The organism is Streptomyces sp. 2323.1, from assembly GCF_900221035.1.
Taxonomy (GTDB): domain Bacteria; phylum Actinomycetota; class Actinomycetes; order Streptomycetales; family Streptomycetaceae; genus Streptomyces; species Streptomyces sioyaensis.
Genome location: NZ_LT907981.1, coordinates 5,404,069 through 5,416,679 on the forward strand (window position 1 = coordinate 5,404,069; position 12,611 = coordinate 5,416,679).

The window sequence follows — 12,611 nt, forward strand, 5'->3', positions numbered from 1 at the left end:
GACAACCCCCTCGTTTTCGATCTTCAGGTCGAGGTGAAGGTATCAAGGGATGAAGCACGATTCCTCGGCGTGCATGAGGATTTGGCCAATGTTCTGCCGGAACCGCTGGTTCACTTCCATATGAGCGAAAAGCGCTCGACGGAGTACTCCCGTCGAGCGCTCTGGCGCCTCAACCTCGCAGCTGAACGCCTACTTTTCCTTGCGTACCTCATCGCGGACCTTGGCTGTCGTCTCCGACAATTGCTCGGCGCTGAGTGGCTGGCTACCGACGGACCCGTCCCTGGCGGCGGCGGCCTGGGACTGCACTACTCCGATCGCGCTGCTGTCGCCCCAGATGCACATGGAGACCTTCTGGGACGCGGTCACACCGCCCATCGAGACCGTTGCCTTCTGGACCTTGCACTTCATCACTGCGCCGTCGAATCCGCTCGGTGAATAGGTGGTCTCCGGCGTGACCGTCTCGATCTTGGCGTGCGAGGCACTCGCGTTCTTCTGCTGGGTCTCCTCGAGCTTGGCGAACAGCTGGTCCACGGCGCTCTCCGGGTCGTTCACGGTCCCGTAGATGCCTGCCACTCCCAGAATGAGCTTGCCGGAGTTGGTGTACGCCCCCTTCACGGCTGTGCTGTCCGTGACGCCCATCGCCTTGAGCTCTTTGTCGTTCGAGAAGTCCTCCGGCTGCTTCCCCGCGCTGGAGTCGGGCGCCTTGCTGTACTCCCCGTTCAGCAGCTTGTCCGGGAGGGAGATCGTGTAGGGGGCCACGTCTCCGCCCGAGCCGAAGACGAAGTACGCGCCGATGCCGATGGCCGCGACCACCGCGACCGCGCCGGCTATCAGGCCGATCTTCTTGCCGTTGCCGCCGGACTCCGGGGCGCCCTGCGGGATCACGCCGTACGGGGTCTGCTGGCCGCCGTACGGGGCCTGCTGGCCGTAGCCGGGCTGGGCGGGCTGCTGGGGGTAGCCGTAACCCTGCTGAGGGGCTTGCGGGGCCTGCGGGGGGTAGCCGTAGCCCTGCTGCCCGGGCACCTGGCCGCCCTGCTGCGGGTAGCCGTAGCCCGGCTGCGGGGCCGGCGGCTGCTGCGGCTGGCCGTACGGGCCCGGCTGCGGGGGCTGCTGGCCGTACGGGCCGGGAGGCGGCTGGTTGAAGCTCATGGAGCGGTTCCCCTCGTGACAACTGAAGACAGTTGAGTGCTGCGTGTGAAGTTCTGATGTTTATGCGCTGCCGACATCCTGTACGACGCCGCCGACAGCCGTGGCGCCGGGGGCGAAACCGATTCGAAGCCGCGACATCCGCGCCCGTACACTGTCCGTCGTGACCGAGAACACTCAGCAGAGCAACCACAGCGCCCCCGAACTGCCGACTCAGTACACGCCGGCCGAGGTAGAGGGGCCGCTGTACGAGCGCTGGGTAGAGCGGGGCTACTTCGAGGCGGACGAGAAGAGCGACAAGCCGCCGTACACGATCGTCATCCCGCCGCCGAACGTCACCGGCTCCCTGCACCTGGGGCACGCCTTCGAGCACACGCTGATCGACGCGCTCACCCGCCGCAAGCGCATGCAGGGCTACGAGACGCTCTGGCAGCCGGGCATGGACCACGCCGGTATCGCCACCCAGAACGTCGTCGAGCGCGAACTCGCCAAGGAGGGCGTCTCCCGGCACGACCTGGGCCGTGAGGCGTTCGTCGAGCGGGTCTGGCAGTGGAAGAGCGAGTCCGGCGGCCAGATCTCCGGCCAGATGCGCCGGCTCGGCGACGGCGTCGCCTGGTCGCGGGAGCGCTTCACCATGGACGAGGGCCTGACCAAGGCCGTCCAGACGATCTTCAAGCGGCTCTACGACGACGAGCTGATCTACCGCGCCGAGCGCATCATCAACTGGTGCCCGCGCTGTCTGACCGCGATCTCGGACATCGAGGTCGAGTACCAGGACGACGACGGCGAGCTCGTCTCCATCCGGTACGGCGAGGGCGACAACTCCATCGTCGTGGCGACGACCCGCGCCGAGACGATGCTCGGCGACACCGCGGTCGCGGTCCACCCGCAGGACGAGCGCTACGCCCATCTCGTCGGCACCGAGATCGAGTTGCCGCTGACCGGCCGCCGCATCCCGGTCGTCGCCGACGAGCACGTCGACCCGGAGTTCGGGACCGGCGCGGTCAAGGTCACCCCGGCCCACGACCCCAACGACTTCGAGATCGGGCGCCGGCACGACCTGCCCAACCTCGCGGTCCTCGACGAGCGCGGCGTCATCACGGCCCACGGCCCCTTCCAGGGCCTGGACCGCTTCGAGGCCCGTTCCGCGATCGTCGGTGCGCTGCGCGCCGACGGCCGGATCGTCGCCGAGAAGCGCCCGTACACCCACTCCGTCGGGCACTGCTCGCGCTGCAAGACCACCATCGAGCCGCGGCTGTCGATGCAGTGGTGGGTCAAGGTCGGCCCGCTGGCGAAGGCCGCGGGTGACGCGGTCCGCGACGGCAAGGTCGCGATCCACCCCAAGGAGATGGAGTCCCGCTACTTCGGCTGGGTCGACAACCTCCACGACTGGTGCATCTCACGGCAGTTGTGGTGGGGCCACCGCATCCCCGTCTGGTACGGCCCGAACGGTGAGGTCGTCTGCGTCGGCCCGGACGACGAGGCGCCCACCGGCGAGGGCTGGACCCAGGACACCGACGTCCTGGACACCTGGTTCTCGTCCGGCCTGTGGCCGTTCTCCACCCTCGGCTGGCCCGAGCAGACCCCGAGCGTCGAGAAGTTCTATCCGAACTCCGTCCTGGTCACCGGCTACGACATCCTCTTCTTCTGGGTCGCCCGGATGATGATGTTCGGGCTGTACGCGATGGACGGCACCCCGCCGTTCCACACCATCGCGCTGCACGGCATGGTCCGTGACCAGTTCGGCAAGAAGATGTCCAAGTCCTTCGGGAACGCGGTCAATCCGCTGGACTGGATGGACGCCTACGGCTCGGACGCCGTCCGGTTCACGCTGGCGCGCGGGGCGAACCCGGGCGTCGACGTCCCGATCGGTGAGGACTGGGTCCAGGGCTCGCGCAACTTCGCCAACAAGATCTGGAACGCCACCCGCTTCGCGCTGATGAACGGGGCGACGGTGGAGGGCGAACTCCCGCCCGCCGAGCAGCTGTCGGCGACCGACCGGTGGATCCTCTCCCGGCTGAACTCGGTCGTCGCCGAGGTCGACGCGTACTACGACGACTACCAGTTCGCGAAGCTGTCGGACACCCTCTTCCACTTCGCGTGGGACGAGGTCTTCGACTGGTACGTCGAGCTGTCCAAGACCACGTTCCAGGCGGGCGGACCGGCCGCCGAGGCCTCGCGCCGGGTGCTGGGCGAGGTGCTGGACGTCACGCTGCGGCTGCTGCACCCGATCGTGCCGTTCGTCACCGAGACCCTGTGGACGACGCTGACCGGCCGTGAGTCGGTCGTCATCGCCGAGTGGCCGAAGGCTGTGTTCGTCGCGGGGGCCGACGCCCCGGGCGGTTTCCGGGACGCGGCCGCCGAGCGGGAGATCGAGACGGTTCAGCAGGTCGTCACCGAGGTCCGGCGCTTCCGCTCCGACCAGGGGCTGCAGCCCGGCCAGAAGGTCCCGGCGCAGCTGGAGCTGTCCGGTACGGCGCTGGCCGCGCACGAGGCCGCGATGCGCGCGCTGCTGCGGCTGCAGCCGGCGGGCGACGGCTTCAGCGCGACCGCCTCGCTGCCGGTCGCGGGCGCGACGGTGGCCCTGGACCTCTCCGGCGCCATCGACGTCGAGGCGGAGCGCAAGCGGCTGACGAAGGACCTGGCGGCGGCGGAGAAGGAGAAGGCGCAGGCTACCGGCAAGCTCGGCAACGAGGCCTTCCTCGCCAAGGCCCCGGAGAAGGTCGTGGACAAGATCCGCGGCCGGCTGGAGGCCGCGGAGGCGGACATCGTCCGGATCACGGCGCAGCTGGCGGCCCTGCCCACGGCGTAGCCGCCGGGCCCGGGGGCGGCCCGGGATCCGGGCCGCCCTCCCCGGGACCGCGGTGCGCAGGCCCCTCGTCCGTACGGGCGGGGGGCCTGCGCCGTCGCCGGCCCCGCCGTCCGCGTTCGCGGACCGGCCAGAGCAGGACGTACGCCGTCGAGACGGCCACGAACGCCAGCCGGATCAGGCCCCGGGCGGCGTCGTCGGGCACGGCGAAGACGCTGCCGTAGAGGAAGAGCAGGCCCAGCCAGCTCCACCAGGGCACCAGCCGGCGCTGGCCGATGACGTCCCAGAGCAGGGTGCCGAGCAGCACGGACGCCGTGTAGTACGTGTAGACGCTCGGGTCGAGGACGATCCGGGCATTGGCCCCCAGCAGCACCACCGCCGCCCAGCGGCCGCGCCAGACGGCGAGGGCGCCCAGCACGAGCCCCAGGGCGGCCTGGGCGGGGCGGTCCCAGCCGGGGGTCGTCGGGTCGTCGACGCCCAGCCAGCGCAGGGCGGACGCCGACTGGTTGGGGATGGCGAACTTCGCCGCGGCGAAGGACTGCGAGTCGCCCAGGAAGAACGGCAGCCAGGCGACGGCCACCAGGCCCGCGCACCACAGGCCGGCCCGCAGCCACTTCTCCCGCGGCAGGGCGAGCAGCAGCGGGAGGAAGGCAAGGGCGGTGGGCTTGGAATCCATCGCCAGGGCCAGGCAGACGCCGGTGAGGGCGGCGTCGCCGCGGGTGACGGCGCGGACCGCGAGGGCGGTGAAGAACAGCGCGAGGACGTCGTCGAGATGCCCGAAGCGGACCGCGACCTCGATCCACATGGGGATGAAGGCCAGCCCGGCGATCAGTACGCGCTGCCGCAGCCGCTGGTGGTTGGTGCCTGTGCCCAGGAAGTGGTGGGCGGCGCTGCGGCCGGCCAGCACCACGATGACCAGGCCGAGCAGTGACATCAGGGCCGCGGCGAGAAACTGCCCGAGGACCTCGGGGCACGGGTTGAACAGGCCGGCCGTCAGGAAGCTGAGCGGACCCATCTGGAGCTCGGGGTGGTGCGCGTAGAGATTGAGCCCGCCGGTGCCGTTGCCGGAGGTGCCCTGGTAGATCAGTTGGCCGCCGGTGCGCAGATAGTGCCAGGAGAATCCGCCGTGCGGCTCCACCAGGACGAACCACAGCACGGTCCAGGCGGTGAGCAGGATCAAATGCATCCGCTGACTGATTGCCGGCACCCGTCTCCAGCTCCTGCCTTCCGTCCACTGCCGCGTGGTGATCATCCGGGGCTGCCCACAACCCACCGTGGAAGAGGGGGAAACACGGTGGAAAGTTGTCCGGTCGGGCCCATGGCGGCCGTTCTCATGGGGCTCTCATGAAGCCGAGGCACGGTGGACCGGAATGCCGGAATACCGACGTTCCGGCCGCATCGCACGCCCCGTACGGAGGAGCCGCGCCCCATGAACAAACCCCTGCGACGGGCCGCGGTCTTCTGTCTGGCGCTGATCGTCGCGCTGATGGGCTGGGCCACCTGGATTCAGGGCGCAAAGGCCAGTGACTACAAGGAGGACCCGCACAATCCGCGGGTGGCGATCGGCAAATACTCCGCGCCGCTGGGCAACATCCTCGTCGGCGGAGAGCCGGTCACCGGCTCCGCCGCCACGTCGTCGACGCTCAAATACAAGCGGACCTACAAGGACGGCCCGCTGTATGCGCCGGTGACCGGGTTCAGCTCGCAGATCTACGGCAGCAACCAGCTGGAAAGCCTCTACGGCGACCTCCTCGACGGCTCCGATGGCCGGCTGCAGAGCCCTGCCGACGCGCTGACCCGCCAGCGGGCCAAGGGCGGCGATGTGGCCACCACCATCGATCCGAAGGTGCAGCAGGCCGGCTACCAGGCGCTGGGCGGCAAGAAGGGCGCGGCCGTCGCCATGGACCCGGCCACCGGGCGGATCCTCGGCATGGTCAGCACGCCGTCGTACGACCCCGGGAAGTTTTCCGGGTCCTCGTCCGCCGACCAGAAGGCGTGGAAAAAGATGTCCGACGACCCGGACGATCCCCAGGTCAACCGGGCGCTGCGGCAGCCGCTGCCGCCGGGCTCCACCTTCAAGCTGGTGGTCGCCGCGGCCGCGCTGGAGAACGGCCTGTACTCCTCGGTGGACGAGCCCACCGACAGCCCGGACCCGTACACCCTGCCGCACACCCGCACCAAGCTGCCCAACGAGAACGCCTCCGCGCCCTGCAAGAACGCGAACATCCGCACCGCGCTCCAGTACTCCTGCAACACCGTCTTCGCGAAGATGGCCGTCGACCTGGGCAAGGACAAGGTGAAGGCGCAGGCCGAGAAGCTCGGCTTCAACGACGGCAAGGTCGACACCCCGGTGCGGGCCGCCAAGAGCGTCTACCCCGGTGACATGGACCAGGCGCAGACTGCGCTGTCCGGGATCGGCCAGTTCGACGACCAGGCGACCCCGCTCCAGATGGCGATGGTCACCGCGGCCATCCAGAACGGCGGCGAGCTGAAGACCCCGCAGCTGGTCGACAAGCTGACCGACGGCGGCGGCAACACCGTCCAGGAGAACGGGCCGAAGACGTACCGCAAGGCCATGTCGGGGCGTACCTCCCAGCAGCTGCGGTCGGCGATGCAGACGGTCGTGGACAAGGGCACGGCGTCGGGCGCGAAGATCGACGGACGGACCGTCGGCGCCAAGACCGGTACCGCCCAGCACGGCGTCGACAACAGCGGTACGCCCTACGCCTGGTTCGTTTCGTACGCCGAGGACGGTAAGGGGCACCAGGTGGCGGTGGCCGTGATGGTGGAGGACGGGCACGCCGCCCGCAACGAGGTCTCCGGCAACGGTCTGGCGGCCCCGATCGCACGGGCCATGATGAAGGCGGCGCTGCCGTAGGCGGGGGGCGGCGCCGGCGTACGCCCGCGAGGCCGGGCCCCGGGCGGGCCGGCCGGCCCCGGGGGTGACGGCTCGGTATCGGCACAGGCAGCGCAGCGCACCGCTGTCAGAGGGGCCTCGTAGACTGGTCGGCGTGAGCGAGCGCCCCGAAAACGACGACCCCGACCCGAACGACGCCTTCGACGAACTGGTCGAGGCGGAGACCGACCGTGACCCGGATCTGGCGGTGATCGAGGCCGGCAGCCGGACCTTGCGTGCCCAGGCCGGGCCGCCGCAGGGGGACGGGATCCCGGCCCGGCCGGCAGACCCCGAGGTCGACCGTGCGCTGCGCGCCGTCGAGGAGGAGCTGGCCGGCCGCTGGGGCGAGACCAAGCTCGACCCCTCGGTGCAGCGCATCGCGGCGCTGCTGGACATCCTCGGCTCGCCCCAGCGGGCGTACCCGTCCATCCACATCACCGGCACCAACGGCAAGACCAGCACCGCCCGGATGATCGAGGCCCTGCTGTCCGCCTTCGATCTGCGCACCGGCCGCTACACCAGCCCGCACGTCCAGTCGATCACCGAGCGGATCAGCCTGGACGCCGCGCCGATCTCCGCCGAGCGCTTCATCGAGACCTACCGCGACATCGCGCCGTATGTGGAGATGGTCGACAACCAGCAGGAGTACCGCCTGTCGTTCTTCGAGGTGCTGACGGCGATGGCGTACGCCGCCTTCGCGGACACCCCGGTGGACATCGCGGTCGTCGAGGTCGGCATGGGCGGCACCTGGGACGCGACCAACGTCATCGACGGCGATGTCGCCGTGGTCACCCCGATCGCGCTGGACCACACCGACCGCCTGGGGGAGACGCCCGAGCAGATCGCCGGCGAGAAGTCCGGGATCATCAAGAAGGACGCCACGGTCGTGCTGGCCCAGCAGCCGGTGGAGGCGGCGTCGGTGATGCTCAAGCGCGCGGTCGAGGTGGATGCCACGGTCGCCCGGGAGGGCATGGAGTTCGGGGTCACCTCCCGTGAGGTCGCGGTCGGCGGCCAGATGCTGACCCTGCGCGGGCTGGGCGGCGAGTATCCGGAGATCTTCCTTCCGCTGTACGGCGCCCACCAGGCGCACAACGCCGCGGTGGCGCTCGCCGCGGTCGAGGCGTTCTTCGGCGTCGGTTCGGAACACGCCCGCACCCTCGACATCGACACCATCCGCTCCGCGTTCGCCGCCGTGACCTCGCCGGGCCGGATGGAGGTCGTGCGGCGCAGCCCCACGGTCGTGCTGGACGCGGCGCACAATCCGGCCGGTGCGCGGGCGGCCGCCGAGGCGGTCACCGAGGCCTTCGGGTTCAGCCGGCTGGTGGGCGTCGTCGGTGCCAGTTCGGACAAGGACGTCCGGGGCTTCCTGGAGGCGTTCGAGCCGATCTTCGCCGAGATCGTGGTGACGCGTAATTCCAGCCATCGTGCGATGGATCCGGATGAGCTGGCGGCCGTGGCGGTCGAGGTCTTCGGCGCCGAGCGGGTCCAGGTCGAGCCGCGGCTCGACGACGCCCTGGAGGCGGCGATCACCCTCGCCGAGGAGGAGGGCGAGTTCTCCGGCGCGGGTGTGCTGGTGACCGGCTCGGTGATCACGGTCGGCGAGGCCCGGCTGCTGATGGGAAGGGGCTGACCGTGCGCACGCTGTGTGCCAGCACCCTGATCGGTGAATTCTTCGTGATCGGCTTCGCCGGGCTGGTGGCGATGCAGATGTCCGATCTGTCGACGGCCACGATCTGGACGGTCAGCGGGATCGCGATGCTGCTGAGCCTCCTGCTGTGCGGGATGCTGACCCGTCCGGGTGGTGTCCAGCTCGGCTGGCTGCTGCAGTTCGCCCTGATCGCCAGCGGCTTCGTGGTCCCGACGATGTTCTTCCTCGGGGCGGTCTTCGCGGCCCTGTGGTGGGCGTCGGTGCACTTCGGTCGCAAGATCGATGAGGCGAAGGCCCGTTGGGCGGCCGAGGCGCCGACGGCGGGCTGACCCTCCGGACCTGCGGCGAGGTCACGTCCGTACGGGCGTGATCCGCCGCGCGATCCGGCCGGGTGGGCGGGTGAAGGCCGGTGGCAGCGCCCCTGTAGCCTCAGTGCACCCGCTGACCATTGTTCATATCCAGGGAGTCCCTCCGTGAGCCAGCGCACCCTCGTCCTCCTCAAGCCCGACGCCGTCCAGCGCGGCCTGATCGGCGAGATCCTCGGCCGTATCGAGCGGAAGGCCGGCTGGACGATCAGCGCGCTGGAGATGCGGACCCTCGACCGGGCCCTCCTCGAACAGCACTACGCCGAGCACGTCGGCCGCGAGTTCTACGAGCCGCTGGTCGCGTTCATGTCCTCCGGCCCGGTGGTCTCGCTGGTCGTCGAGGGCGAGCGGGTGATCGAGGGCGTGCGGGCGCTGGCCGGTCCGACTGACCCGATTGCCGCGCCGAGTGGGTCCATTCGTGGGGACTTCGGAACGATCACCCGGGAGAATCTGATCCATGCCTCGGATTCCGAAGAGTCCGCCGAGCGTGAGATCAAGATTTTCTTCCCCGGTATTTCCTGACGTATCGTCAGCTGTAAACCCCTCGTGACCAGGGGCGACCGAGAAAAACTCCGGTCGCCCTTTGGTGTATACGACACGATCGGGGGAACGCATCACCGCGACACGACGTCACCATTGAGGGGGCCGGGAACGTGTACGGCTGACAATGGCGGAACAGCCTCCCGACGTGTTCGAGTGGGCGCACTACGAACTACCATGGAGGCTTCCGCGCCTCGCAGCGCATCACCTCCTGCCGACCTCCAGTAAGCATTCGCTCCAGTTGGGAAGGCCAGACGTATCCTCATGGGGAACAACATGTCGTTCATCGGCCGTGACATGGCTGTCGACCTCGGGACCGCCAACACGCTGGTGTACGTCAGGGGCCGCGGAATCGTTCTCAACGAGCCGTCGGTCGTGGCCATCAACACCAACACCGGCGGCATCCTCGCGGTAGGTGCTGAGGCGAAGAAGATGATCGGGCGCACGCCCGGCAACATCGTCGCCGTACGGCCCCTGAAAGACGGCGTGATCGCCGATTTCGAGATCACCGAGCGGATGCTCCGCTACTTCATCCTCAAGATCCACAAGCGGCGCTATCTGGCCCGCCCGCGGGTCGTGGTGTGTGTGCCCTCCGGCATCACCGGAGTCGAGCGCCGTGCGGTGATCGAGGCCTCGACCCAGGCCGGTGCGCGCCAGGTGCACATCATCGAGGAGCCGATGGCCGCCGCGATCGGATCCGGTCTGCCGGTCCACGAGGCCACCGGCAACATGGTCGTGGACATCGGCGGCGGTACGACCGAGGTCGCGGTCATCTCGCTCGGCGGCATCGTCACCGCGCAGTCCATCCGGGTGGCCGGCGATGAGCTCGACAACGCGATCATCCAGCACATCAAGAAGGAGTACAGCCTTCTGCTGGGCGAGCGCACCGCCGAGAGCATCAAGATCACCATCGGCTCGGCGTACGACCTCGAACAGGACGAGCACACCGAGATCCGCGGCCGTGACCTGGTCTCCGGCCTGCCGAAGACCGTCGTGATCTCGGCCGCCGAGGTCCGCAAGGCCATCGAGGAGCCGGTCAACTCCATCGTCGACGCGGTCAAGACGACCCTCGACAAGTGCCCGCCGGAGCTGTCCGGTGACGTCATGGACCGCGGCATCGTGCTCACCGGAGGCGGCGCCCTGCTCCGCGGCCTCGACGAGCGGCTGCGCCGCGAGACCGGTATGCCCATCCACATCGCCGAGGACCCGCTCGACTCCGTCGCGCTGGGCTCCGGCAAGTGCGTCGAGGAGTTCGAGGCGCTCCAGCAGGTCCTCGACTCCCAGCCGCGCAGGTAACCACCGCCGGACCCGATCCGACCCGCGCCGCGGCCGTCACGGCGTCCGCGGCGGCCGGGCCGTACGGCGACAGCGGCCGATCCGTCCGCCGATCGCTGATATACAGGCACACATCCCGACAGACACGGCGCCTGACGCTTCACCATCCGGCACCGTCACACAGGCACAACGCTCAACTCCCGAACGAGACCGGCGGGGCCCGCAGCCGGCCGGTCCTACGAGGAAGGACACGGCCGCCGCACGTGAGGGACACACGAGAGAGCCGGCTGCTGCTGGTGCTGTTGGTCGCGATCGCGTTCGCGCTGATCACGGTCGATATCCGCGGCGGCGAACAGTCCCCGCTCGATGGTGCCCGGCACGCCGCCGCCTCCGCCTTCGGGCCGGTCGAAAACGGTGTCGCCCGCGCCGTCGACCCGGTCGGCAACGCCGTCGGCGCCGTACGGGACTCCGGGCGGCGGCACGACCGGATCAGCAGGCTGGAGCACGAGAACGAGGCGCTGAAGGCCAAGCTCGGCTCCTCCGACCGCAACCGCAGCCGCGCCGCCGAGCTCGACAAGATCCTCAAGACCGCCGGCACCGGCCAGTACGCCATCAAGGGCGCCCAGGTCATCGCCATCGGCTCGGCCCAGGGCTTCTCCTGGACCATCACCATCGACGCCGGCAGCCGCGACGGCATCGCCCGCGACATGACCGTGCTCAACGGCGACGGGCTGGTCGGCCGGGTCACCACCGTCGGCCCCAGCACCTCCACCGTCCTGCTGGCCGCCGACCCGGACTTCACCGTCGGCACCCGCATGGAGAAGACCAACGAGATCGGCTTCGCCAACGGGCAGGGCGTCCGCTCGCTGCGCGTGCAGCTCCTCAACGGCCGGGCCAACATCAAGAAGGGCGACCGGCTGGTCACCTTCGGGTCCAGCAAGGACAAGCCGTTCGTGCCCGGCGTACCGGTCGGCAAGGTCGTGCGGGTCGAGCCGTTCAACGGCGATCTGACCCGTACCCTCCAGGTCCGGCCCTATGTCGCCTTCTCCCAGCTCGACATCGTCGGCGTCGTGGTCCAGCCGCCCCGCGAGGACCCGCGCGACACCGTGCTGCCGCCCCGGCCCGCCAAGCCCAAGCCGACGCCGACGGTCACCGTCACGGCCTCCCCCTCCGCGAGCGCCTCTCCCAGGAGCTGACCGATGCGCATCAACCGGATCCTGCTCTCGGCCCCGCTGGTGGTCGTCGCCCTCGTCATCCAGGTCACCATCCTGGCCCGGCTCCAACTGCCCGGCGCCGTACCGGACCTGCTGCTGCTCGTCGTGGTCGGCCTGGCGCTGGTCTACGGCCACGTCGGCGGCGCGCTCATCGGCTTCTTCGCCGGGCTGCTGGCCGACCTCGCCCCGCCGTCCGACCACGCCATCGGCCGCTATGCGCTGGTGCTCTGCGTCATCGGCTACGCCGCGGGCCTGACCAGACCGGACTCCGGCCGGCACCGCTCGGCGACGCTGCCGCTGCTCGTCGTCATCGGGGCCGCCATCGGCTCGACGCTGATGTACGCCGGCGTCGGCGCGCTGGTCGGCGACACCGCAGCGCGGCACGTCGGCATCGTCGGCCTGCTGCTCAGCGCCACCCTCTACGACCTGCTGCTGGCCCCCTTCACCGTCCCGCTGGTGATGGCGCTGGCGCGCCGGACGGACAGCGATCTGCTGGCCGGCGACGGCAGTCCGGGCGGCTCCGCCGGCGACGGCGGGTACGGCTGGCTCACCACCGGCACCGGCCTCAAGGCCAGCCGCGGCGCCATGAAGTCCGTACGCGCCGGGGCCCGCATCGGCAGCCAGCGCGGCGGCCTGCTCGGCAAGTCCGCCCGCGACAAGGTGGGCCGCATCAAGGGGGTCAAGCGACTGTGACGCCCTCCCGTCTCCTTCCGACCAC

At 69.9% G+C, this 12,611-nt stretch carries 10 protein-coding genes; 8 read left to right on the forward strand and 2 right to left on the reverse strand.

The window, feature by feature from the left end; translation table 11 throughout:
* Positions 1 to 189: 189 nt before the first annotated feature.
* A complete protein-coding gene (locus CPH93_RS23210; RefSeq protein ID WP_096213974.1) occupies positions 190 to 1,149 on the reverse strand; it encodes a hypothetical protein in 960 nt (319 codons plus the stop codon).
* Between the two features lie 160 nt (positions 1,150 to 1,309).
* Here CPH93_RS23210 and CPH93_RS23215 point away from each other — a divergent pair, with 160 nt between their 5' ends.
* Positions 1,310 to 3,958, forward strand: a complete 2,649-nt coding sequence (locus CPH93_RS23215) for a valine--tRNA ligase (protein ID WP_093483213.1) — start codon at positions 1,310 to 1,312, stop codon at positions 3,956 to 3,958.
* Here CPH93_RS23215 and CPH93_RS23220 read toward each other — a convergent pair.
* A complete protein-coding gene (locus CPH93_RS23220) occupies positions 3,924 to 5,141 on the reverse strand; it encodes a hypothetical protein (protein WP_096213975.1) in 1,218 nt (405 codons plus the stop codon). The two genes, CPH93_RS23215 and CPH93_RS23220, sit on opposite strands and share 35 nt — an antisense overlap.
* A 243-nt stretch (positions 5,142 to 5,384) precedes the next feature.
* Between CPH93_RS23220 and CPH93_RS23225 the strand changes: the two genes are divergently transcribed.
* From CPH93_RS23225 to mreD, 7 genes are all read left to right on the forward strand, one after another.
* Positions 5,385 to 6,833 (forward strand): peptidoglycan D,D-transpeptidase FtsI family protein, encoded by a 1,449-nt coding sequence (locus CPH93_RS23225; RefSeq protein ID WP_093483211.1) that lies wholly within the window; start codon positions 5,385 to 5,387, stop codon positions 6,831 to 6,833.
* 133 nt (positions 6,834 to 6,966) lie between these two features.
* Positions 6,967 to 8,481: a bifunctional tetrahydrofolate synthase/dihydrofolate synthase gene (gene folC, locus CPH93_RS23230; protein ID WP_093483210.1), complete on the forward strand. Its 1,515-nt coding sequence runs from the start codon at positions 6,967 to 6,969 to the stop codon at positions 8,479 to 8,481.
* Positions 8,482 to 8,483: 2 nt separating this feature from the next.
* Positions 8,484 to 8,828 (forward strand): DUF4233 domain-containing protein, encoded by a 345-nt coding sequence (locus CPH93_RS23235; RefSeq protein WP_096213976.1) that lies wholly within the window; start codon positions 8,484 to 8,486, stop codon positions 8,826 to 8,828.
* Between the two features lie 144 nt (positions 8,829 to 8,972).
* Complete coding sequence (ndk, locus tag CPH93_RS23240) at positions 8,973 to 9,386, forward strand: nucleoside-diphosphate kinase (protein ID WP_006605635.1); 414 nt, start codon at positions 8,973 to 8,975, stop codon at positions 9,384 to 9,386.
* A gap of 294 nt (positions 9,387 to 9,680) precedes the next feature.
* Entirely contained in the window at positions 9,681 to 10,700 is a 1,020-nt protein-coding gene (locus CPH93_RS23245) for a rod shape-determining protein (protein ID WP_003985182.1), read from the forward strand.
* A 242-nt stretch (positions 10,701 to 10,942) separates the two neighbouring features.
* A complete protein-coding gene (gene mreC, locus CPH93_RS23250) occupies positions 10,943 to 11,875 on the forward strand; it encodes a rod shape-determining protein MreC (RefSeq protein ID WP_006605636.1) in 933 nt (310 codons plus the stop codon).
* Positions 11,876 to 11,878: 3 nt separating this feature from the next.
* The gene (gene mreD, locus CPH93_RS23255; RefSeq protein WP_093483209.1) at positions 11,879 to 12,586 is read left to right on the forward strand and encodes a rod shape-determining protein MreD; all 708 of its coding nucleotides are present in this window, start codon (positions 11,879 to 11,881) and stop codon (positions 12,584 to 12,586) included.
* Positions 12,587 to 12,611 lie beyond the last annotated feature (25 nt).

What these genes read in the sequence shown, in the direction of transcription:
- CPH93_RS23225 (WP_093483211.1), top strand. Translation starts at nt 5,385, where the DNA reads ATGAACAAACCCCTGCGACGGGCCGCGGTCTTCTGTCTGGCGCTGATC.
- CPH93_RS23245 (WP_003985182.1), top strand. Translation starts at nt 9,681, where the DNA reads ATGTCGTTCATCGGCCGTGACATGGCTGTCGACCTCGGGACCGCCAAC.
- mreD (WP_093483209.1), top strand. Translation starts at nt 11,879, where the DNA reads ATGCGCATCAACCGGATCCTGCTCTCGGCCCCGCTGGTGGTCGTCGCC.
- CPH93_RS23210 (WP_096213974.1), bottom strand. Translation starts at nt 1,149, where the DNA reads ATGAGCTTCAACCAGCCGCCTCCCGGCCCGTACGGCCAGCAGCCCCCG.
- CPH93_RS23220 (WP_096213975.1), bottom strand. Translation starts at nt 5,141, where the DNA reads ATGCATTTGATCCTGCTCACCGCCTGGACCGTGCTGTGGTTCGTCCTG.